Source organism: Streptomyces sp. NBC_00996 (genome assembly GCF_045162675.1).
Lineage (GTDB): Bacteria > Actinomycetota > Actinomycetes > Streptomycetales > Streptomycetaceae > Streptomyces.
This window is the reverse complement of record NZ_CP108723.1, coordinates 4,762,165-4,784,049: the sequence shown is the minus strand read 5'-3', so window position 1 is coordinate 4,784,049 and position 21,885 is coordinate 4,762,165. Positions and strand designations below refer to the sequence as shown.

Below are 21,885 nucleotides of genomic sequence, written 5' to 3'. Positions count from 1 at the left end.
GTGGGTACGCCTGTCCTGAGGTGAGGCTGTGGGAACGGCCGGGAGCCCGCTGTGCCGGGGCTCCCGGCCGGCGCAGCGGGACCCCCTGCGCGGCCCCGGCCCGCTTCCCCCTCGACGCCCCGGCGGTCGCCGACAACCACCCGGACAGGGAGGAGGTGGTACGTGCGGAGTCAGCCGTCCTGGAGCACGGCCGGGCGGCGGCCCGGGGAACCCGCCAACGGCACCCCGCGGTTGGTCAATTCGCAGAGGAGCTGCGCGCGATGGACAGACGGACCTGGCACACACGTACAGCCGCGCAACCGGGAGATGATCGCGTGTTGGTACGGCGTCGTTCAGTGTCTGCGCATAAGGTCGTTCACATACCCAAGGGGTAACTCCGCGACGCGTGGTGGCGGTGTAATCCATGCTTCGGCGGTTCCGGAACAGCACCCGGCCCAGCGCGCATCCCGGGCCGGGCGCTGTCGTCATCCGTCGTTGGAGTGTTTCGCGCTGTGAGTGGCATGACGAGGGCCGCTCGGGGACGACATCTGCCCGACGAGCTCCCGGAAGCAGACCAGGGCGGTAACAGGTGGAATTCCGACGATCACCATGGCGAGTGCGGAGTGCGGAGAATGGCCTACGCACATGACCACAGCCGTTCCGGAAGAGATCACCATGACGGTCCAGGACCGGCGAGCGGGTCGGCGCTGAATGGATGCCCGCAGGATGGACAAACCTGCCACAAGCCACGGCCCATATACTGTCAGTGGCCACCATTGCGCCAGGTTGCGCGGCTCCACCAGCAAAGCGATAGCGCGTAGTTGATTATATGAATACGAGAGGGACCAGCCCAACATCGTCACCGAGCAGGCGATGATTGTTGCCACCAGGATCGCGACAGGGATGGGTTTGCGCTGCCTGACGAGGAGCCCTTGGCCCGGCCGTGGCCGCCGTCGATCGACCCGGTGGTGGCGCGGGGGCGCGTAGCCGTCCACCAGGGAAGAGGAAGGATCCATGGTGGACGCCGTGCCGAGCATCTCGGCCAGCTCCTCGGCCGGATCCCATTCGTTCGGCGAGACCGCCGGTTGGGGGATGTGCAGAACGCGATCCGCATCGAACAGGTCATGGTCATAGGGGTGTTGGCCCGACCATGTCTGGTCGGATCTCACGTTGAACTGCATGTCCTGCAGACCTGGTTCGTTCTGGCTCCTGTTCATCTCCGGCTCCCCCGTAGCCTGGTTCGGAACGTTCCTTCCAGGGATTGAGTCCTGAGGCCATCGGCGACCGCACTGGTGATGCCAGTTCCTTCCATGGAGGCCTGCAGGTATTCACTCTCCATCCGGCTGATTGTCTTGAGGAAGTCCTCAAGCAGGTCCGAACAGTGGTTGAAGTGTGCCTGCTCTTCAGGGTCTTCGTAGAGGCGGAGGGCCGAACGCACCTCACCTAGAGACATTTCCTTCCACGTCACGACCATCTAACGGGCGTAACCGGCAGTGAGGTAACGGGCATTCAGAGTAATTCTTTTGGTAGTGGCGGTCGATCGCTGTGGATATTGGATTGCACTACAAGGGTGGCGAATGTCTGAAGATGCATTTCGCAGTCTTGTCGAAGATTGCATTATTGGCCAGGTCTTTCCGTCCTATGAGTCGTTTATGGTCTTGCTGATGGGCGGGTGAAGTGTAGAACTGCTGGTAGGCCTATTCGTCCGGCAGGATGCGGCATGGGCGGCCGGCGGCCGCCGGGGGTGGCGTCGACGGCCAGAGTCATGACGGTCGTGAGACCCGATCCGCACGCTTCCGTTACGACAGACACCCTTGACAGCGTGCGTACTGTTTCGCGACGTTTGAGCCTCGCTGGACAGTTCGAGACTCGGTCGGCGACCGTGGAACGAGCGCGTACACGGCGTGGTTCAGGGGATAGCCAAAGAAGTGACAGGACGCGGCCGGCGCGTCATGGGGGAACTGGGGGGAGCGGTCGCCCATGCGATCCATGAGCAATGATCCACGCGCCTTAGGGGCCTGCGCCGTGACCAGTACGTCCCTCGCGGAGCCTGTGGAAGGGCGGTTGATCTGAGGTGGACATCACGATCCACAGACCCGGGGAGCTGAGTGCTCGGCTTCGCGTGGCGTGGCACCGGGCGATGGACGAATCGCCCGATTACGCCAACCCCTTCCTGGCGCCGGAGTTCGCGGCCGGGGTCGGCAGACACCGCGGTGGGGCGCGGGTGGCGGTCCTGCACGAGGGCGGAGAGCCCGTGGGCTTCTTCCCGTACGAGCGCAACTCCTTCGGCGTCGGCCGGGCCATCGGGCTCGGTCTGTCCGACTGCCAGGCCCTCGTGCACCGCCCCGGGGTCACCTGGGACACGCAGGAACTGCTGCGGGCCTGCGGGCTGTCCGTCTTCGAGTTCGACCATCTCGTCGAGGAGCAGAAGCCCTTCGGCAGATACGCCACGGGAACCTTCGCCTCACCGGTCATCGACCTGAAGGACGGCGGCCACGGCAGCTATGCGGAGTGGCTGCGCGGCGCGTACCCGGGGCTGGCCAAGACGACGCTGAAGAAGGAACGCCGGCTGGGCCGCGACCTGGGCGAGATGCGGTTCGTCTACGACGAGCGCGACCCGCGTGTGCTGCGCACGCTCATGCGGTGGAAGTCCGCCCAGTATCGAAGAACCGGTCGCATGGACCGGTTCGCGCGGCCGTGGATCGTGGACCTGGTGGACCATCTGTTCGACGTCCGCGAGGAGCACTTCACCGGTGTGCTCTCCGTGGTGTACGCCGGCGACCGGCCGGTGGCCGCGCACTTCGGACCGACATCGCGTACGGCGTTCGCGGCCTGGTTCACCGCGTACGACCCCGAGCTGCGCTACTACTCGCCCGGGCTGATCATGCATCTGCGGATGGCCGAGGCCGCGGGCCGGGACGGCGTACGGCTCATGGATCTGGGGCGCGGCGACAAGGAGTGGAAGGACTGGCTCAAGACCCGCGAACTGCGCGTGGGCGAAGGGTTCGCGATCCGCCCCCACCCGGTGGCGGCGGCGCACCGGCTCTGGCGCAGGCCGGTACGCGGCCTGCGGAACACGGTGCTTGCCCACCCCAGGCTGCGCGATCCGGCCGACCGGCTGCTGAAGACGGTCGGCACGCTCCGCACGTCGGGCCGGACGGGCTCCGGCGGAGCGGGGCCGCGCGCAAGCTGACCGGGCTTCGCCGCTCGGACGGAATGCGCACGCCGGAAGGCATCCGCCGGACTGCCTCCGCATGCCCTCGGCACGGCCGGCTCTCACTTGCGCTACGGCGCTGGTGCCGGCCTCCGTGTCCGTGGGACGGCGGCATCGACATGCCGCTGTAGGGGAGTCCACCGGGCGGAGCTGCCGCCGTCCTGGAGTCCACCGGGCGGAGCGTGGTCGCCTGCCCCGCGTTCACCTGTGGGAGCGTGGCCGCCGTCCCTGATTTCAGCGGGCGGAGCGTGGCTGCTGCGGTCCCGGAGTTCGGCGGGCGGAGTGGCTGCCTGCCGTCCCTGAGTTCGCCCGGCGGAGCGTGGCCGCCGTTCCGGACTCCACCGGGCGGAGCGTGGACACCGCCCCCGTGTCCCCATCCTCCAGGAGCGTGATGAGCGTGGCCCGGAACCGCCGTCTGATCCTGAGCTCGCCCCCCGAGGTCTGGCGCCTGCTGTCCGATGGCCACCGCTACGGGGAGTGGGTGACAGGAACCCAGCAGGTCCTTGATGCGGACCCGCACCGGCCAGAAGCAGGCGCCCGCCTGAAAGTCCGCGTCGGCGCCGGCCCCCTCACCCTCGACGACACCTGCGTCGTCCGCATCTGCGAACCGCAACACCGCCTGGAACTGGAAGCGAAGGCAGATCCCTTCGGCGCAGCCCGTATCGCCATGACCTTGATCCCCTGGGGCGAGAACACCCCTTTCACCCTCGACTGGCACCCCCTCCGCGGGCCCGGCACCCGAATGCACGGACTCCCCGTGGACTACGTCGTCGCGGTCCGCAACGGCATGATGCGCTGGCTCGGATCGCGGTGCGCGAGCATGACGGAAGCGCCTGAGGCCCCGCATAACACCCGAGCTGTCCGCGACCCAGGTCCTCGCCATCACCCGAGGCCTTCGCCGGGGCGAGATCATCGGCCTCCGCCGGACCGGCATCGACGTGGACAATTGCGTGATCTACGTTCCGCAGCACACGCGGTGAAAAGGGTGTTCTCGCCCCAGGGGATCAACGAAGGCGCGGCGTGCTCTACGACGACGAGACGAAGAACCCCCACCGCCGTGCATGCCGCTTCCCGCGATGTGCATCGCGCCGCGTCGCCGACGCCGCCGGCCCTCGCGTCATCCGGCTGGTCGCACCGCTGTTGACCGTGGTTGTCCGCCCCCTATGGGCACGGATGGGGCGTGGCGGCGGCTATTTGTGCTTCCCGCTGCCCTTGTCGTCGCTTGCCTGGCCGTTCCCGGCCGCGTTGTCCGTGCCGCCGGGGTTGTTGCCGGAGGTGCCGGTGTTTCCCGCCGTGCCGTTGCCTGCGTCTGCGGCGCCCCCGCTGGGCTTGCCCGTGCTGTCCGGCCTGCTCGGCGCCGCTGTCGCTCGCGCCAGCTGCTCGGAGCAGTACGCGGCGACCTTGTCCTTGCCGCCGGCGGCCGCGACGAGCCGCTGCCAGCTCGTCGCGTCGAGCGCCTTGCCGCGGTCCTTGACCTGCTCGTAGGCGCGGCAGTGGGCTTCGGTGTCCTGGGCGGTGGCCGGGCGGTCCGTCGCTCCGGGGCCGCCGGACGCCGACGAGGCCGCATCGCCCGGCCGGTCCGGGGCGACCGCCGACGGGTGTGCGGTCCCCCGCCCGGCACCGGCACCGTCCGTGGACGAGCCGGCGGAACCGATGGCCGCGACCGCGACTCCACCCAGGGTGAGGCTGGCGAACACCACGCCGAACGTCATCTTCACCGGGCGCCTGGCACGCCGCTCCGCGGCCGGCCGCCAGTCGTCCCGGCGCCGGGTACGCGCCCGGTGCGCGCCCGCGGTGTGGGCGGTGCGGAAGACGGCCACGGCCCGCTGCTCCGCCTCGGGGTCGAGATCGCCTCCGCGCAGGACGGCGGCCAGCACGCTTTCCAGCGCGGCGTCGTCCCGTACATCCCGCGGACCGGACACGGTGCCGCCAGGGTGCACACGCCGACGGCCCAGAGCTCCGTCACCGCTCAGCCGTTCACCCATGTCCGCTTCCGTTCCTGTTCGACCGGTTCGATTCGTTCGGGGCACCGGATCTGATGCCTGTCTGTCGGCGGCTGTCGTCGTCCTGGTTCATTTCGACTCCCCCAGCGTTCGGGAAGCCTCATCCGTCACACCCTCGTCCGCCTCGCCGTCGATGCCCAGCTGACGGGCGAGGCGTTTCAGGCCTCGGTGGGCGGCGGTGCGCACCGCTCCGGGGCGTTTACCGAGGACGCGTGCGGTGGCGGGACCGTCAAGGCCGACGAGGACCCGCAGGAGCACGGCCTCGGCCTGGTCCCGCGGGAGTCCGCGGACCAGTTCCAGGGCCCGCTCGGTGGAGAGGGACTCCAGGGCCTGTTCATGGGTGCTGTGCGGGCCGGGCAGGTTCAGTACGTCCTGTTCGATCGCCCCCGGCCGGGGGCGCACCCGCTGGCGGCGCAGATGGTCCAGTGCCCGGTGCCGGGCGATGGTCACCGTCCAGCCGCGGAAACCGGCCCCGTCCCCCTTGAACCGTCCCAGATCGCGGGCAATCTCCAGCCAGGCGTCGGACGCCACGTCCTCTGCGTCGTCGCCGACGAATCCGCGCAGATAGCCGAGCAGGCCTGGCTGCACGATCCGGTAGGCGAGAGCGAATGCGGCCTCGTCGCCTCCCTGGGCCCGCGCGACTGCCGCGCCCAATTCCCCGTCGTACGCCTGTACGCGCCGGGGTTGCCGTACCTGGCCCAAGTCTGTCCTCGTTCGTACGGGGTTCATAGCGAGTCCGTACCGCCCGAGGCGTTCCGGTCGCATCGACGGCCCCCATGTTTCTCAGCGTCCGTCCTCACAGAATTGTCACAACGCACCAGGCGTCCTTCCCGTCGTGGCCGGGGCCCCGTCGCGCGGTCGCCGACGGCGCGCGGGTCGTCGCCGCACTCCGAGAGGTGCGCCGGGTCGGGGACACACACGTACCCGTGTCGGGGCCGGGTCGACATGACAGCTCGTCGGCGGCCCCTGGACACGGCGCTGGGACGGCGGTACGAGAACCGCACCGCCCGGACCGGGTGACGTTTCGCGCCGACCGTGCGCTGGGTGAGTACCGGGTTCGTGCCGTACGGACGCAGGCCGACCGCCCGACGGGGCGCCGGAACCGCGACCCACCGCTCCCCGGACCTCTCTCCGTGCCGCTCTTGACTCCCCCCGAGAGCGGCACGGAGAGGGATGGGGGCGGCCGGGCCCCGCCCACTGCACGGGGTTCCGGCCGCCCCTAGGCATGTGCCGGGCCAACGGCGGGCGGGGCAGGCGCGGATCATGGAGCTCACCGCGGCCGCTGATCCCGGGGTTCGGCCGCGCCGGCCGTCGCGTCGCGGCACAGCAGCCGCAGCGAACCGTCCTGGACGAAGCAGCGGCGGGCCTCGCCGAGGGGATCCCACGGCCGTCCGCCGGCCGTGCGGATCCGGTGATCGTCGACCGGTGCCGGGAGATTCCCGGCACCGGCGTGGGACCGCGGACCGCCCCCACCTCGCGCGCACGACGGTCGACGCGCCTTCCGGGAACGGAGCCGCCGAGCCGCGTGATGCTTCGGTGCCCTCGTGCGCTCCTTCTGGCATGAGTACGTACCTCCGTCTGCGAGCGGTGCCGCCCCCGGCACTGCGCAACAGCGCGACCTGGTTGGAACGACTTTTCGAGGCCGAGTCGGGGACCGTCCGGCAACGGGCCGTCCGGCACCGTGAGGAGGTGCTGGACAAGCGTTACCTGGACCAGGAGCGCCTCTACGCCGGCGCTTCCCCGAATCCTGCCGAGGCCCGGCCCCGGACCCAGGTGGTGCTCGGTGGCCGGCCGGTGTTCCGCGCCGACCGGCACAAGCCGCCGTTCCTGGTGCTGACGGCGGCCCAGGCCCGCCAGGTGGCCGGGTTCCTGGCGATGGCCGACTTCGACGCGCTGTGGGATTTCGCCCGCGACGAACTGCTGCCGCGCTACGGCGGCGTGACCGCGGAGCCCGAGACGTTGCATGCGTTCGCGGCGGCGCACCAGGAGTTGCGGGCGTTCTACGCACAGACTGCCGAGTACGGGGAGGCGGTGGTGAAATGGCTACCGGCCTGAGGCGCTCGCAGGGCGCGGGCCAGAGACCTGAGGCCGACAGAAGCATCGCGTGTCCGCCTCACGGAGGACCAATGGCGGGCTTGCTCCCCGCCGGCCTTGCGCAGGCCGGCCGTCCTCCCGCAGGCGGGCCCTCGGCAAGCACTCTGGCCAATTGGCCACTTCTTGCCCGGTGAATCCCTTTCGGTCGAATTATCCGTACTGCGCGGCCGAGGTGTAACACTTCCGGCCGAGTGCGCTCTTTCCATGCGGACGACCACGTCGGTCGGCCAGGACAGGGGGCACGACTCGTGCAGTGGACGGACCAGAGCGGCGGAGCGTACGGCGAGGATCCGTACAGCGGCGTCGGGTACGCGTATGCCCACGAGTACGGGTACGGCTACGGCGGCAGTGCCACCGCCGACACGGCCACGCTGTCCTGGGATCCAGGACAGCTCGCGCAGTGGACGTACCCGCAGAGCAACGCCCATGCGACGGGGACGGACCCCTACGTCACCGAGATGCCTCTCTATGCGGCCGGGCCGGGCCCCGCCACGACGGCGTGGGGCGTTCCCCATGGGGACGTCCTCACCGTGCCGCCCCCGCCATCCGACACACCCGGCCATCCCGTACCAGGACCGGACGCGCCGGTGAGCGAGTCGGTGCGGCCGGTCTTCGTCGATTCCTCGGGGCGACGCCAGCGCCGCGTGCTCCGCGCCGCCCGGCTGCTGGTGATCCCCGCCGGCGGCTATGTCGCCCTGCTGATCAGCACGATGCTGGGCGGCCCCAGCATCAGCTCTCCGTTCGTCCCGCAGTCGGCCGCCACGCACCCGGCCACGCCCCGGACGACCGCACCCGACTCCTCGTCCGGCACCGGACACTCCGGAGAGAGCGTGAGCCCCACCGTGGCGCAGAAGAACTCCAGCCCCGTGGCGCAGAAGACCCCCAGCGCCACCGAGCAGGCGGCAGCCTCCGCTGCCCCTGCGGCCACGTCCGGGTCCACTGCGGCACCCACCCGGATCACCGCCCCGACCTCGACCGTCACCCCCACCTCCAAGGGGCGCGCCGTCGGCTCGTCCCACAATCCCGTGAAGTAATCCAAGGCCCTGACGTGACCGACCGCCGACGCCGCCGCAACGCTTCTGCCCGCCGCCACAGCCGCACCCGCCAGATCACGCCCCGCACCCACTGGCTGCTGCTGAGCGTGCTCGCGGTGACCCTGTCGACGGCCCTCCTGCTGCATGGTTACACCCACCACATGTTCGGGATCGCATCGGACGATGTGAGCGGTGCCCGTGGCCGGAGCGAGGCAGTGCCCAACGAGGTGACCCATGGCGGCCCGGTGATCGCGGATGCCGCCACCTCTCCGCACACCGCCCGGGTGAAGGCCCGCACCATCGCACTCACCTTCGACGACGGCCCCGACCCCGTCTGGACGCCACGGATCCTGGACGTGCTGCGCCGCAACCATGTGCACGCGACCTTCTTCGTCGTCGGAACCGAGGTCGTGGCCCACCCGGAGCTGATCCGCCGGATCGTCGCCGACGGTCACCAGATCGGCATCCACACCTTCACCCATCCCGATCTGGCCCGTCTCGCCCCGTGGCAGCGTTCCCTGGAGCTGCGCGAGACGCAGTTGGCGGTGGCCGGCGCCGCGGGGGTCACCACCGCCCTGCTGAGGCCGCCGTTCTCCTCGAGGAACGACGCGCTGGACGACGCCGACTGGTCCGTCCTCGAACAGGCCGACGCGGCAGGTTATGTCACGGTGCTCTCCACCAAGGACGCCGAGGACTGGCAGCGTCCCGGTGCGGACCGCATCCTCTCCCACGCGACACCGCACGGCCACGCCGGGCAGATCGTGCTGATGCACGACGGCGGCGGTGACCGGTCACAGACCGTCGCCGCGCTGAGCGCCCTGGTCCCACGGCTCAAGGCGCAGGGCTTCCGGTTCGCGACGGTCGGCGCCGCAGTCGGCATGGCCGGACCCGTCCAGCCCGCCGGGCTCGGCGACCATCTGCAGGGAATGGCCCTCATCAAGGTGCTGCAGGGCGGCGACTGGGTGGTGTGGCTGCTGGGCGTGCTGATGTACGCGGCCGGAGTGATCAGCGTGCTGCGCGCGGTGGTCGTGCTGACCGCCGCCCGGAGGCATCGGCGCCTGCGGGCCAGGCGCCGCGGCCGGTCCTGGGGGCCGTCGGTGACCGAGCCGGTCAGCGTCATCGTCCCCGCGTACAACGAGAGCGCCGGGATCGAGGCGGCCGTGCGCTCACTGCTCGCCTCGGACCATCCGGTGGAGATCATCGTGGTGGACGACGGTTCGACCGACGGGACCGCCGACCTTGTGGAGTCGCTCCGCCTGCCGGTGCGGGTGATCCGGCAGCCGAACGCGGGCAAGCCCGCCGCGCTCAACACCGGACTCGCCGCGGCCCCGTACCCCCTGGTGGTCATGGTCGACGGCGACACGGTCTTCGAACCCGAGACCGTCCGCACGATCGTGCAGCCGTTCGCCGACCCCCGGGTGGGTGCCGTCTCGGGCAACGCCAAGGTCATCAACCGCGGTGGCCTGCTGGGCCGCTGGCAGCACATCGAGTACGTGGTCGGGTTCAACCTCGACCGCCGTCTGTTCGATCTCGCCGAATGCATGCCAACCGTTCCCGGAGCGGTCGGCGCGTTCCGCCGCCGGGCGCTGCTCGACCTCGGCGGCGTCAGTGACGTCACCCTCGCCGAGGACACCGACCTCACCATGGCGCTGTGCCGCGACGGCTGGCGCGTTGTGTACGAGGAGGGCGCGAAGGCCTGGACCGAGGCACCCGCGTCACTCAACGCCCTGTGGCGGCAGCGGTACCGCTGGTGCTACGGAACTCTGCAGGCGATGTGGAAGCACCGCGGCGCGCTGGTGCAGCGCGGTGCCGCCGGCAAACTGGGCCGCCGGGACCTGGGCTATCTGCTGCTCTTCCAGGTGCTGCTGCCGCTGCTTGCACCCGTCGTGGACGTCTTCGCCGTGTACGGGCTGGTCTTCCTCGACCCGGTCCGGATCATCGGGCTGTGGCTCGCTTTCCTGCTCCTGCAACTCCTGATGGGTCTGTACGCGTTCCGCCTGGACGGAGAACGCCCGGGCCCGCTGTGGAGCCTGCCGCTGCAGCAGTTCGTCTACCGGCAGCTGATGTACCTGGTGGTGATCCAGTCCGTCTTCACCGCCCTGTCGGGCTCACGGCTGCGGTGGCAGCGCATGGAGCGGTACGGCAGCCTGCAGGCCCCGGTGGTCGCGAAGGCGCCCGGCAATGACCTCCCTCCGCAGAACCCCGGCTTTTTGCGGCCGGCGCCATACGACGGTCGTCCGGAGCCGGCAGCGTACGACGGCTTTCCGGAGCCGGCAGCGTACGACGCCCTCCAGCAGCCGGCACCGTACGACGGCCTTCCGGAGCCGGCAGCGTACGACGCCCTCCAGCAGCCGGCACCGTACGACGGCCTTCCGCAGCCCCCACCATCCCACCAGGGCTTCCGGCAGCCCGGACCGTACGAGACACCGCAGTTGTACTGAGAGGACAGTGAGCAGAGCTCATGAGCGGACACCGGCGCCGACCGCCGCAGCGCGTCAACGGTGGCAGGCGTGCCGGGGGTGATCGCGCCACGAGCGGCCGGGCCTCACTCCGTGACCAGGGCCTCCGACAGGACATGCCACGCCGTACCCGGAGAAGGGCGCCACAGAAGAAACGTTGGATCGACTACCCGCGCCGAAGCAGGACGGGCCCGCGCCGCTGGCTGCCGTCGGTGCGCCAACTGCTGGCGCTCTTCCTGCTCTTCTTCGGCGGCACGGCAGCAGCCGTCGGCTATGCCTACGCCACGGTCACCATTCCCGACCCCAATCCCACGACGCTGCTGCAGAACAACGTCTACTCCTGGTCGGACGGCACGGTCCTGGCGACCGACGGCAGCGTCAACCGGCAGAACGTGTCGCTCTCGCAGGTACCCGCCGACGTGCGGTGGGACTTCATCGCCGCGGAGAACGCCTCCTTCTACACCGACCCGGGCATCGACCCGAAAGGCATCCTGCGCGCCGTCGTCGACATGGCCGAGGGCGGTTCCGTCCAGTCCGGATCGACGATCACCCAGCAGTTCGTCAAGAACACCTACCTGGATCAGTCGCAGACGGTCTCACGCAAGTTCAAGGAACTGCTGATCTCCACCAAGATCGGCGCCGGCATGACCAAGGAGCAGATCCTCCAGGGGTATCTGAACACCTGCTTCTTCGGCCGTCAGGCCAACGGCATCCAGGCCGCGGCCCGCATGTACTACAACCTCCCTGTGGACAGGCTCGACGTGAGCCAGGGAGCCTTCCTCGCCGCGGCGGTCAACGAGCCGAGTCTCTTCCAGCACGCGGGCTCCGACCCCGCGGCCAAGGCGCAGGCGGAAGCACGCTGGTCCTGGGTGCTCGACCGGATGGTGAAGATCGGCAAGCTGACGCCACAACAGCGGGCACGGTACGCGGCCGCCGGATTCCCCGCACCCAGGAAATGGACCCCCGGTTCGGGGTTCACGGGCGAGACCGGCTACCTGGTCCAACTCGCCAGGTCGTACATCGAGGCACACGACCGGACCATCACCGACAGCACCCTGAGCCGGGGTGGCTACCAGATCCACACCACCTTCGACAGGAAGAAGACGGCGGAACTGGCCAGGGCCGTCGCAAGGGTGCGCAAGCAACGCCTCGACCCCGCCCACCGGTCGGTCGACCGGGACGTCCAGGTCGGAGCCGCCTCGGTGGAACCCGGGACCGGCAGGATCCTCGCCGTCTACGGTGGCCCCGGCTTCGACCACGCCCACTACTCGGACAACGCCGACACCTCCGGCGTCCCGGTGGGATCGACCTTCAAACCCATCGTCCTCGCGGCCGCGCTCCAGCACGGAGCCGTCCTGCAACCCGGCAAGTCCCCGGAGCCGATCACCCCGGCCAGCAGGTTCAACGGTGACGACGGCATCAAGATCAAGGACCAGCAGGGCCATTACGTCGCCGACCCCAAGGACCCCACCGGCCTCCTCCACCAGCACAACGACACCGACCAGCGCTGGGGCTACATCTCCCTGCGCAAGGCGATGGAGCAGTCGGTCAACACGCCGTACGTGCAACTGGGAGAGGACGTCGGCCACGGGAACGTGGCGAGGACAGCACAAGCCCTCGGCCTGCGCCCGGGCAGCCTCGCCGCCCCCAGCGCCGGCTTCTACATCGGCACCTCGACACCGAGCGCCATTCGGATGGCGGGTGTCTACGCGACCTTCGCCGCCAAGGGGATGCAGACACCCCCGTACTCGGTGACCAAGGTGACCCACAACGGCTCCGCACTGTCCGGCTTCCCCGCACCCGCCCCCGTGCGGGCCCTGCAGGCGGCGGTCGCCGGCAACGTGACCGACGTGCTCCGGGGCGTCGTCGCCCGGGGCACCGGCACCAAGGCCCAGGCTCTCGGCAGGACCGCGGCGGGCAAGACCGGAACCACCGACGACTTCCGGTCGGCCTGGTTCATCGGCTACACGCCGCAACTCGCCACCTCCGTCGTCCTCTTCAGAGAGGACCCGAAGCACCCACAGCTGCAATCCCTGGTGGGCGTCGGTGGCTTGCAGAAGGTGTTCGGCGGCGACATCCCCACCGCGATCTGGACCCAGTACATGCGCGACGCCCTCGCCGGCCTGCCCGACGTCCCCTTCCCTGCGCCGGCCTCCCTCGGCCACGGCACCGACGAGCCCGGCGCTCCCACGCCGTCCCCGTCCGCGGCCCCCGTCAAGCGGGGCGGCAAGACGGGCAAGAGGACGACCACCACTGCCGCCCCCACGCCGGGCGCCCCGACGACAAGCCCCAAGTGCCGCCACCACAAGTGCCGTTGACCACGACAGCGCCGAGCACCGCAGGCGGCGCCAGCCGATCGGCCGCCTCACCCGGACGGACACCCACGGGCCCCGATCGGGCCACCCGCTCGCGCGGCGGCGCCGGATTGCGCGTGGGACGAGTGCCGAGCAACCAACTCGCGCCCCCAGCCGGGGAAACGACGGCGTCTGCGGCGGGCGGGCAGGCAGTTGCCCTGGTGTCCCGCGCCGGAGATCCGTTGGCAGAAGCGGGCGAGGGAGTCGAGGATTTCCTCGGCTGTTTTGGTCCAGATGAACGGCTTGTGGTCCTCGCTCCAGTCCTTGGCCCACGTGCGGATGTCGGCCTCGAGGGCCGGGACGTTCTTGCCTGCGCCGCGGCGGATCTTCCGGTCGGCCAGGAAGCCGAACCACCGCTCGGCCTGGTTGATCCAGGAGGAGCCGGTCGGGGTGAAGTGCATCTGGAACCGCGGGTGTTTGGCCGGCCAGGTCTTGATCGCGGGGGTGTTGTGGGTGCCGTATTCGTCGCAGAGCAGGTGGATCTGGAGCTGCGCGGGCACCTCGTTGTCGATCCTGATCAGGAACTTCTTGACTTCCGCTGCCCGGTGCCGGCGGTGCAGGGCGGCGTGGGCGCGCTGGGACTGCAGGTATTGGTGGGTGATGAGCAGCCCGTAGATCTCCTGCACGACCCCGTCGGGGCTTTGGGAGCGCAGCAGGGTCCGGTGGCCGCGCTGGGGGATCTTGGCCTGGCCGACCGCGGCCGAAAGCAGGACTCCTCGATGCGTGTACGTCGTGGGCCCGAGACCAACGAGCCGTGATCCGAGGCCGACGCGCCGGCACGGGCGCACGCGGGTGGTGGAGCGACGTCACTTCGACGAGAAACAGTCCGTCTTACCGAGACTCCAGGGGTGACGCCGGTGACTGCACTCCCGGGCGGGTCGGCTCGGCCGCGTGCACCCCGTGCGCGATGCTGGCGAGGGGCGACAGGCGGCGGGCCCGCGCACTCAGTAGGCACCGTCACCGCGCAGCACGGCAGGCAGGGTCCGGAAGAGGATCGCCAGGTCCAGTCTGAGCGACCAGGTGTCGACATAGTGCAGGTCCAGGCGCAGGGCGTCCTCCCAGGCCAGGTTGGACCGGCCACTGATCTGCCAGAGTCCGGTGAGTCCCGGCCGCACCTGCAGGCGATGGCGTGCCTCCCCGGTGAACGCCGAGTCCTCGACCGGCAGCGGCCGGGGACCGACCAGGGACATCTGCCCCTTCAGTACATTGACCAACTGCGGCAGCTCATCCAGGGAATAGCGGCGCAACCAGTGTCCGACCGCGGTCACGCGCGGGTCGTCACGGATCTTGAACAGGTGTCCATCCGACTCGTTGCGAGCCGCCATGGTCTCCCGCATCTTCTCGGCCCCGACTCGCATGGTGCGCAACTTGAGGACCTGGAACTCCTCGCCCCGCCAGCCCGTTCGCCGCTGACGGAATAGCAGCGGGCCTGGAGTGTCGACCTTCACGGCAACGGCGGCCGCCAGGAGGATCGGCACCAACAGCAGGAGCAGGACGGCGGCCCCCACCAGATCGATGGTGCGTTTGACCGCTCGGCCTGTCCAATGCGCTTGCCGAAACGGGGATGGCCGATGGCGAGCCACCTCTCCAACGAATACCGACATAAACTCCCTCTCTTGGACAGAACAGGTGAAACGCCCTCACTTGAGGGCATGTCAACCAGCATGATGTCCCAGTTGACCCATAACTGAGTAATAGATAGAAACACGACACCGTCCTGATCTTCGGCAGTGACACTGCAACTTGCCCTTGCCAAGCCTGGCGTGGGGCGACCGGGAGGACCTGCATGCGTGCGGTAGTGACGGGTGGGGCCGGCTTCATCGGTTCCCACTTGTGTGAGCGGCTGATCCACGAGAACTACGACGTGGTCTGCGTGGACAACTTCCTGACCTCCGACCCTGACAACGTGGCACATCTCGCGGACGACCCCCACTTCCGGTTGATGCACCGGGACATCAGCCAGGGCCTGGACGTGCCCGGCCCGGTGGACGCCGTGTTCCACCTGGCATCACCTGCCTCGCCCGCGGACTATCTGAGGCTGCCCCTGGAGACACTTCGTGTGGGCTCGGCCGGCACCTGGCACGCCCTGGACCTGGCCGCCGCGAAGGGTGCACGCTTTCTGCTGAGCTCCACTTCGGAGTCGTACGGCGACCCGCTGATTCACCCCCAGCCGGAGAGCTATTGGGGGCATGTCAACCCCGTCGGTCCCCGCTCGGTGTACGACGAGGCAAAACGCTTCGGTGAGGCACTGACCATGGCCTACCGCAGAAACCGTGGTGTGGACGCCAAGATCGTGCGCATTTTCAACACCTTCGGCCCGCGGATGCGCGCAGACGACGGGCGCGCCATCCCCAACTTCATCGGCCAGGCGCTGCGCGGAGAGCCGATCACAGTCACGGGTGACGGCAGCCAGACCAGATCGCTGTGTTATGTGGACGACTTGATCGAGGGGTTGCTACGCATGCAGGCGAGCGACCACGGCGGTCCCGTCAATCTGGGCAACCCCCATGAGGTCTCCATGCTCGAGCTGGCGCAGTGGATCAGCAAGCTGACCAGGGCCACCTCCGAGATCACGCTGATCCCGCGCCCCGACGACGACCCGGAACGGCGCCGCCCGGACATCACCGTAGCCCGCGAGCTATTGGGCTGGGAGCCCGTGACTCCGGTGGAACAGGGGCTGTGCGACACGATCACCTACTTCCGGCGCCAACTGGTTTCCGGGGACTTCGCCGAAGGCCGGCACCGCCCTCTGTCCTCGTCCCCGATCCCTCAAACCCGCTCATGACGGCCTCGACCCGTGTCCAGCAGACCTCTGCGGCGCCCACCGCGCCCGTGGTCGAGTGCCTGGGCGTGCCCATCACGGCGCACACGCGGGAGAGCGCGGCCCGTCATGTGCTGCACCTGGCCCGGCGGACCCGCGAGACACGCCATGCCCAGCCCGATGCTTCGCAGGCCGTCACCGCCAGGCAGGGCAGCGACGTCCACCTCTCGAACGCCTACACGCTTGCCCTGGCGGACCGGGACACCGAGCTTCGCCGCCTTCTTCGATCGGCCTCCCTGAACCTTCCCGACGGACAGTCAGTCGTCTGGGCCAACCAACTGCTCCACCGCGGCACACCACTGCCCAGCACACGCGTGTACGGGCCCGACCTGCTTCTGGACGTCTTTGCCCTGAGCCAGAACACCGACGTGCGCCACTACCTCCTCGGCTCCACACCTCAGGTGCTGGACGGGCTGCACCGGGAACTGCGCCGCCGCTTCCCCGAGGCGCGGATCGTCGGCGCATGCTCTCCTCTGTTCGGCCCGCTGAACACGGAGGAACTGCGCCGCCAGGCCGAAGACATCCGCGCCGCCGATGCGGACGCCGTCTGGGTGGGCCTCGGCACCCCGAAACAGGACCGCTGGGCCGCCGACCTGTGCGCCCAACTGCCCGTGGTGGCCGTGGCCGTGGGCGCGGCCTTCGATTTCATCGCAGGCACCAAACGTCAGGCACCGCCCTGGATGCAGAACAACGGGCTGGAATGGCTGTTCCGGCTCGGCTGCGAGCCGCGTCGTCTGTGGCGGCGGTATCTGTTCGGCAATGCGCGGTTCGTGTGGAGGGTGACCCGGCAGACAGTGATGGCCCGGGCACGGCCCGGAAAAACAGCCCCAGCCGCCCTGTCCCCTGCACTGGAAGGGCGAACCCGTTTGGGGCAGAGCGGACGGGCAGGAGAATCAGGGAGAGGACAAGCATGTCACTGATCGGCAAGGCGCGGTGGATCTTGGGACATCCAGCCTTCACGGCTCAGCCGGTCATCTCGCTGCTTCGGCTGGCCGCCTGGCGGGTACGGACCGCGGTACGCATCGGAGCCACGGTCTCGCTTGGGAACTCCGGAATGCGGATGTGGTGTCCGCCAGAGTGGCGGGGCAACGCGAAGCTGACGTACCTATGGCGCAACGCCTACGAATCCGAACTGGCCCAGCTCCACCGCTGGGTGAGCCCCGGTGACCACGTCGTGGACGTAGGGGCCCACTACGGCGCGTACGCGCTCCCGATGTCCCGGATCGTCACCGCCGAGGGATTCGTCACCGCACTGGAGCCCTCGCTGCATGCCCGCGCCGTGCTGTCCAAGAACATCCAGCTCAACAACGCGCGCAATGTACGGGTCCTGCCGGTCGCAGCTGGAAGGGACACGTCCCGGGGCACCCTGCACATCCACAGGGACCGATCCCGTTCCTCCTTGGCCGGGCTGTCCGATGGGGCGGCCGCCAAGGAGCCCGTCGAGGTGGCGCGGCTCGATGACGTAGTGCCGAGGGACCGCCGGATCGCGCTCATCAAGATGGACATCGAGGGATACGAGCAGTGGGCGCTGGAGGGGGCCAGGTCCATCCTCACCGAGGACAGGCCCGTGGTCATCTTCGAGTACACGCCGCCAGCTGCGACCGCCGCCGGGCTGCCTGTTCGGGGAGCCTGGGACGCCCTGGTCGCCTACGGCTACCAGATGCACCGGGTCACGGACGGCGGCGAAGTCCGCCTGGTGTCGGACCCCGAGCATCGTTGCGGTGCCACGGACAACATCGTGGCCATCCACCCGGCTACTACCTCGGAGCAGGCGGCGTGACGCACAGAACGCGCAGGCGGGTCGTCGTCGTACAGCCGTATTTGCCGAGCTACCGCACCCGCTTCTTCGAGCGCGCGCACGAGTGTCTGGACGACCGGGGGATCACGCTCGAGGTCGTTCACGGCCCGCCTCCCCCGGGCCAGGACGCCAGGCAGGATGCGGCCGCTTGCTCCTGTGCAACCGAAGTACACACGGCACGGCTGCTCACGGTGGGCGAAACCTCCGTGGCTTGGCACCGCGTCGGCCGTCGCGTGGAGTCCGCCGACGCGGTCGTGCTCGAACAGGCGTTGCACAGTCTGGAGGCGTTTCCGCTTGCGCTGCGCCGGCGTACGGCGCGAGGGGGCAGACGCGCTCCGGTGGTGGCCTTCTGGGGCCACGGTCGGACCTACACCCGGCCGGTGAACCGCCTGGAGGCCCGCATCAAGGATGGCCTGACGAGGCAGGGCAATTGGTTCTTCGCCTACACCGAGGGAGGTGCGGACCACTTGGCGCTGCGGGGCTTTCCCCGCAGCAGGATCACTGTGGTACGCAACTCCGTCGATACCCGTGCTCTCACCCAGGCAGGCGACCGTGCTTGCCGACCGGGAACCGAGGAGCACGCGCAAGCCGAGGCCCTCAGGCAGCGTCACGGCCTGACACCACACCGTACAGCGCTGTTCCTCGGAGGTCTGGACGCGCCCAAACGCATCTCCTTCCTGCTGGACTGCGCCGTGCGCATTGCCCGCGAACTGCCCGGATTCCGGCTGCTCGTCGCCGGGGAGGGCATGGATCGGGATCTGGTGGACGCTGCGGCAAACCGCCCCGGAAGTCCGGTAGTCCCCCTGGGCCGCGTGACGGGAGCGCGCACCGCGGTGCTGGGAGCGGTCAGCGACATCATGCTGATGCCGGGGCGAGTCGGCCTGTGCGCCGTGGACTCGTTCGCGCTGCACACGCCGATCGTAACCACCGACTGGCCTTGGCACGCCCCGGAGTTCGAGTACCTGGCACATGGGCACAATGCCTTGGTCGTCCCGGATTGCCCGAGTGCCTACAGCGCGGCCGTCGCCGCCCTGCTGCGCGACGGCGACCGACTGGCGGCGCTACGTGCGGCATGTACGCAGAGCGCGGCCGAGTACACGGTCGAAGGGATGGCCGAGCGGTTCTGCGACGGAGTCATGGGACTGCTCTCGACGGGCAGTGTAGGTGCCGACCGGTGAGGCAGCGCCTTCGAACCGCGTGGGAGCTCGTGCACCGGCTGTATGCGGTGCGGCAGAACGTGCACCTCAGCCGCGGTGTGCGGATCGGTATGGGGTCGGTGCTGTGGGCACCGAGAAAACTGACAGTGGGCCGGGACGTCTACATCGGCAAGGGATGCACCATCGAGGTCGATGGCACGATCGGAGACTGTGTGCTCATCGCGAACCGCGTGGGGATCGTCGGCCGGACCGACCACGCCATGCGGCAGGTCGGCACCGCGGTCCGTCATGCAGATTGGGTCGGTGATCGCCCAGACCGGTTGAGCCGGCCCGTGCGTATCGGCACAGACGTGTGGATCGGGTACGGAGCGGTGGTGCTGAGCGGGCTCAGCATCGGGCGCGGCGCGGTCGTGGCCGCGGGCGCGGTCGTCACCTCGGACGTGGCACCGTACGACATCGTCGCGGGCAGTCCCGCGGCACCCATTGGCCGACGGTTCGGGTCCGACGAGATCGCCCAGCACGAGCGGCTTCTCACCGCAGGCGTCATCCAGCCGGATGCATGACCGCACGCATGGCCGCGGATGGAAGGAGCGGGTATGGAAGGCGTTGAGTACCGGAGGGAGAAGCACGAAGCGGACGAGGACGGAGTGCGGCCGCTGCGGATCGTCCTTGTCTCCTACCGGTGCGATCCGGACCGGGGTACGGAACCGGGCCTGGGCTGGGCCTGGGCTGAAGCGCTCGCGCTGCGCGGTCATACGGTGGACATCCTGACTCGCCACGATGGAGACAACGTCCGGAACATCGCCCGCCGTATCGATGACCTGGGCCCGGTCGGAGAACGGGTCAGGTCGCACTTCGTACCTGTCCCCGCCCGCCCGTGGTGGATCGCTGCGGCGCCTGGTCCGCTGCGGGACCAGGCCCGTGAGTTCGCGAGCTACGGCGGCTGGCAGACCAATGCCCTGCGATACGCACGCCGGCACGGGTTCTCCGAGGCCGATCTCGTGCACCACGTCTCGTACGGTTCCCTCGTGGGTGGCAGCGTCCTGCGGCAGTTGGGGCCGCCACTGGTGTTCGGCCCTGTAGGCGGTGGCCAGACGGCCCCGTACAGCCACCGACGGTTCCTGGGGGCGGGGTACGGACGCGAACTGGTGCGGGAACTGCTGTGGGTCCGCACCCTCAGCCGCCGTCGCGCCTGCCGGGCGACCGTGCGGGAGGCCGCCGCCGTCCTGACCACCAACACGGACACCGCCCGGCGCGCCCGGCGCCTCGGCTGCCGGAATCCTGTCATGGTTCTGGCCGATGGCGTGCCGGACGATCTAGTGCAGACCGCAGGCCCGGGCCCGGCGTACCGGAGGTCTGGCGCGCCCACCGTGCTGTGGGTGGGGCGGCTCGCGCCGTTCAAGGCGCCACGGCTGGCCCTCCACGCGTTCTCTCACCTGAAGGAGCGTCTTCCGGACGCGCGTCTGGTCTTCCTCGGTGATGGCCCACTGCGCGCGACAATAGAGGATCTCGCGTCACGCCTTGGCGTGGCCGAGTCGGTCCGATTCCGCGGCCGGGTCCCGTGGGACCAGGCTCTGCGGGCCTACGACGAGGCTGACGTGCTGCTGTTCACCAGCCTCCGCGACTCCTCCGGTGTGCAGACTCTCGAAGCCTGGTCAAGGGGCCTGCCAGTGGTGCACTTGGACCACCAGGGCATTGGCGACTTCTCCGCGCCCGGCGGTGCCGTCGCCGTGCCGCTCGGACAGCCGGCGGGCCTCCCGGACCGTCTGGCGCAAGCCCTCCACGGCGTGCTCACCGACGACGAGGCGCGGGTGCGGATGTCGAAAGCAGCACTGCGCTGGGCACGCAGGCACACCTGGGCAGCCAAGGCGGAGGCCGCGGAACGGCTCTACCACGAACTGCTCCGCCAGCACCAGTCCCGCGTCGGCGCACCGAGAGTACCTGCCGAATGAAGGGCGACTTCCCGCGGGACACCCGCGGCGTGTCGCCCCGCGCGCGCAGGACCCACCAGGGTGGTGTGCGTCGAGCAAACATAAACGCACTACTTCCTGGGCTGCGGCAGCACGGCGTCGGAGACGCGTGCCACCCACTGCTGCTCGACATCGATGGCCTGGCCCTCCGGTTTGCAAAAAACAGCCTTTGATCATAGCAAAACAGTACGGGGGCCTCTGCTGCACGCGCAGACGGGGGAATTAATTTCGAACCCGAGTGTCCACGCAATCCACAACAGAATATTCATGTCACGCTGCCGCTATGTCGCTGCCAAGGGAATTCGTCAAACTCGCGGTTGGTGCCGCTAAGCGGCCGATTGCTCGCCTACGCTTCTCCCGGGCACTGGCGTCGGAAGCGCCACCTTACAAGATCGAGATCGGCGCTTACCGGACCAGACGCCCAGGCTGGATCGACACGGACGTTTGTTGGCGTGCACGTCATCACATGGATGCGACAAAGGGCTGGCCGGTGCAGACTTCGTCTGCCAGTCACATTTATGCTGATAATGTGATCGAGCACCTGCGTATGCAGCCCAACAGAAGGCTGTTCCGTGAAGCGCACCGAGTACTCGTCCCCGGCGGGCGAATTCGACTGGCAACCCCGGACGTCGAGTACCTGGTGGCACGCTACACAAAGAGAGATGACGAAACGCGACGCCTCGTCGCATTGTCGAACATGAAGAATTATGAAGCCCATCATCCAGTTGATCTGCTCCGCGTCGCTTTCCAAGAGTGCGGCCATCACATTGGATACCTGTGGGACTTCCAGGCGCTGCGTGACGAACTGACCCTGGCCGGTTTCGCCGATGTCCGCAGGTTCGAACCGGGGCGGAGCGACGATCCGGATTTGAGAGACATGGAGATCCGTGAGGATTTCGCCCTCATTGTGGAAGCCGAAGCCGTCAAGAATCCTTCCTTGAAACGGTCGGTGCAGCAGACGGTCCCGGACCTCACTCGTTGATACGCGCCCGAATCACGAAC

At 69.0% G+C, this 21,885-nt stretch carries 18 protein-coding genes and 1 pseudogene; 13 read left to right on the top strand and 6 right to left on the bottom strand.

What is annotated here, in order from left to right:
• Positions 1–464 precede the first annotated feature (464 nt).
• Together OG390_RS22460 and OG390_RS22455 are read right to left on the bottom strand one after the other, a co-directional pair.
• Positions 465–1,196: a DUF2637 domain-containing protein gene (locus OG390_RS22460; RefSeq protein WP_406170485.1), complete on the bottom strand. Its 732-nt coding sequence runs from the start codon at positions 1,194–1,196 to the stop codon at positions 465–467.
• A complete protein-coding gene (locus tag OG390_RS22455; RefSeq protein ID WP_406170483.1) occupies positions 1,193–1,453 on the bottom strand; it encodes a hypothetical protein in 261 nt (86 codons plus the stop codon). Before OG390_RS22455 ends, OG390_RS22460 begins: the two co-directional genes overlap by 4 nt.
• Before the next feature lie 600 nt (positions 1,454–2,053).
• Between OG390_RS22455 and OG390_RS22450 the strand changes: the two genes are divergently transcribed.
• Positions 2,054–3,172 (top strand): GNAT family N-acetyltransferase, encoded by a 1,119-nt coding sequence (locus tag OG390_RS22450; protein ID WP_406170481.1) that lies wholly within the window; start codon positions 2,054–2,056, stop codon positions 3,170–3,172.
• A gap of 412 nt (positions 3,173–3,584) precedes the next feature.
• Positions 3,585–4,337: an SRPBCC family protein gene (locus tag OG390_RS22445; RefSeq protein WP_406170479.1), complete on the top strand. Its 753-nt coding sequence runs from the start codon at positions 3,585–3,587 to the stop codon at positions 4,335–4,337.
• 46 nt (positions 4,338–4,383) lie between these two features.
• Here the strand turns inward: OG390_RS22445 and OG390_RS22440 are convergent, their stop codons facing one another.
• Both OG390_RS22440 and OG390_RS22435 read right to left on the bottom strand, forming a co-directional pair.
• Positions 4,384–5,178 carry a hypothetical protein gene (locus OG390_RS22440; RefSeq protein ID WP_406170477.1) on the bottom strand — a complete coding sequence of 265 codons (795 nt, stop codon included), beginning with the start codon at positions 5,176–5,178 and terminating at the stop codon, positions 4,384–4,386.
• Between the two features lie 87 nt (positions 5,179–5,265).
• On the bottom strand, positions 5,266–5,898 hold the full coding sequence (locus tag OG390_RS22435) for an RNA polymerase sigma factor (protein WP_406177805.1): 633 nt from the start codon (positions 5,896–5,898) through the stop codon (positions 5,266–5,268).
• A gap of 858 nt (positions 5,899–6,756) precedes the next feature.
• On the opposite strand from OG390_RS22435, the gene OG390_RS22430 reads away from it, so the two are divergent.
• The 4 genes from OG390_RS22430 to OG390_RS22415 all read left to right on the top strand — a co-directional run bounded on the left by OG390_RS22430 (position 6,757) and on the right by OG390_RS22415 (position 13,101).
• Complete coding sequence (locus OG390_RS22430; RefSeq protein WP_406170475.1) at positions 6,757–7,251, top strand: DUF1877 family protein; 495 nt, start codon at positions 6,757–6,759, stop codon at positions 7,249–7,251.
• 287 nt (positions 7,252–7,538) lie between these two features.
• On the top strand, positions 7,539–8,324 hold the full coding sequence (locus OG390_RS22425) for a hypothetical protein (RefSeq protein WP_406170473.1): 786 nt from the start codon (positions 7,539–7,541) through the stop codon (positions 8,322–8,324).
• Between the two features lie 14 nt (positions 8,325–8,338).
• A complete protein-coding gene (locus tag OG390_RS22420) occupies positions 8,339–10,765 on the top strand; it encodes a glycosyltransferase (RefSeq protein WP_406170471.1) in 2,427 nt (808 codons plus the stop codon).
• A 230-nt stretch (positions 10,766–10,995) separates the two neighbouring features.
• Entirely contained in the window at positions 10,996–13,101 is a 2,106-nt protein-coding gene (locus tag OG390_RS22415; RefSeq protein WP_406170469.1) for a transglycosylase domain-containing protein, read from the top strand.
• Positions 13,102–13,148: 47 nt separating this feature from the next.
• Here the strand turns inward: OG390_RS22415 and OG390_RS22410 are convergent, their stop codons facing one another.
• Both OG390_RS22410 and OG390_RS22405 read right to left on the bottom strand, forming a co-directional pair.
• The gene (locus tag OG390_RS22410; RefSeq protein WP_406170467.1) at positions 13,149–13,925 is read right to left on the bottom strand and encodes a transposase; all 777 of its coding nucleotides are present in this window, start codon (positions 13,923–13,925) and stop codon (positions 13,149–13,151) included.
• Between the two features lie 156 nt (positions 13,926–14,081).
• Positions 14,082–14,672 (bottom strand): annotated as a pseudogene (locus OG390_RS22405) (sugar transferase); the annotation flags it as partial.
• A 251-nt stretch (positions 14,673–14,923) separates the two neighbouring features.
• Between OG390_RS22405 and OG390_RS22400 the strand changes: the two are divergent.
• From OG390_RS22400 to OG390_RS22370, 7 genes are all read left to right on the top strand, one after another.
• Positions 14,924–15,922 carry a UDP-glucuronic acid decarboxylase family protein gene (locus tag OG390_RS22400; protein WP_406170465.1) on the top strand — a complete coding sequence of 333 codons (999 nt, stop codon included), beginning with the start codon at positions 14,924–14,926 and terminating at the stop codon, positions 15,920–15,922.
• The gene (locus OG390_RS22395) at positions 15,919–16,878 is read left to right on the top strand and encodes a WecB/TagA/CpsF family glycosyltransferase (protein ID WP_406170463.1); all 960 of its coding nucleotides are present in this window, start codon (positions 15,919–15,921) and stop codon (positions 16,876–16,878) included. Before OG390_RS22400 ends, OG390_RS22395 begins: the two co-directional genes overlap by 4 nt.
• Positions 16,869–17,738: an FkbM family methyltransferase gene (locus OG390_RS22390; RefSeq protein WP_406170461.1), complete on the top strand. Its 870-nt coding sequence runs from the start codon at positions 16,869–16,871 to the stop codon at positions 17,736–17,738. The genes OG390_RS22395 and OG390_RS22390 overlap by 10 nt, the downstream gene beginning before the upstream one ends.
• Before the next feature lie 398 nt (positions 17,739–18,136).
• Positions 18,137–18,934 carry a glycosyltransferase family 4 protein gene (locus OG390_RS22385; RefSeq protein WP_406170459.1) on the top strand — a complete coding sequence of 266 codons (798 nt, stop codon included), beginning with the start codon at positions 18,137–18,139 and terminating at the stop codon, positions 18,932–18,934.
• Positions 18,931–19,476: an acyltransferase gene (locus tag OG390_RS22380; protein WP_406170457.1), complete on the top strand. Its 546-nt coding sequence runs from the start codon at positions 18,931–18,933 to the stop codon at positions 19,474–19,476. Before OG390_RS22385 ends, OG390_RS22380 begins: the two co-directional genes overlap by 4 nt.
• 33 nt (positions 19,477–19,509) lie before the next feature.
• Positions 19,510–20,865, top strand: coding sequence for a glycosyltransferase family 4 protein (locus OG390_RS22375; protein ID WP_406170456.1), 1,356 nt, complete (start codon positions 19,510–19,512; stop codon positions 20,863–20,865).
• A gap of 301 nt (positions 20,866–21,166) precedes the next feature.
• The gene (locus OG390_RS22370) at positions 21,167–21,865 is read left to right on the top strand and encodes a class I SAM-dependent methyltransferase (protein ID WP_406170454.1); all 699 of its coding nucleotides are present in this window, start codon (positions 21,167–21,169) and stop codon (positions 21,863–21,865) included.
• Positions 21,866–21,885 lie beyond the last annotated feature (20 nt).

Bases quoted from the DNA above. Each gene is read 5' to 3' on its own strand.
- OG390_RS22460 (WP_406170485.1), bottom strand. From the start codon at position 1,196: ATGAACAGGAGCCAGAACGAACCAGGTCTGCAGGACATGCAGTTCAAC.
- OG390_RS22455 (WP_406170483.1), bottom strand. From the start codon at position 1,453: ATGGTCGTGACGTGGAAGGAAATGTCTCTAGGTGAGGTGCGTTCGGCC.
- OG390_RS22445 (WP_406170479.1), top strand. From the start codon at position 3,585: ATGAGCGTGGCCCGGAACCGCCGTCTGATCCTGAGCTCGCCCCCCGAG.
- OG390_RS22440 (WP_406170477.1), bottom strand. From the start codon at position 5,178: ATGGGTGAACGGCTGAGCGGTGACGGAGCTCTGGGCCGTCGGCGTGTG.
- OG390_RS22430 (WP_406170475.1), top strand. From the start codon at position 6,757: ATGAGTACGTACCTCCGTCTGCGAGCGGTGCCGCCCCCGGCACTGCGC.
- OG390_RS22400 (WP_406170465.1), top strand. From the start codon at position 14,924: ATGCGTGCGGTAGTGACGGGTGGGGCCGGCTTCATCGGTTCCCACTTG.
- OG390_RS22395 (WP_406170463.1), top strand. From the start codon at position 15,919: ATGACGGCCTCGACCCGTGTCCAGCAGACCTCTGCGGCGCCCACCGCG.
- OG390_RS22390 (WP_406170461.1), top strand. From the start codon at position 16,869: ATGTCACTGATCGGCAAGGCGCGGTGGATCTTGGGACATCCAGCCTTC.
- OG390_RS22375 (WP_406170456.1), top strand. From the start codon at position 19,510: ATGGAAGGCGTTGAGTACCGGAGGGAGAAGCACGAAGCGGACGAGGAC.
- OG390_RS22370 (WP_406170454.1), top strand. From the start codon at position 21,167: ATGTCGCTGCCAAGGGAATTCGTCAAACTCGCGGTTGGTGCCGCTAAG.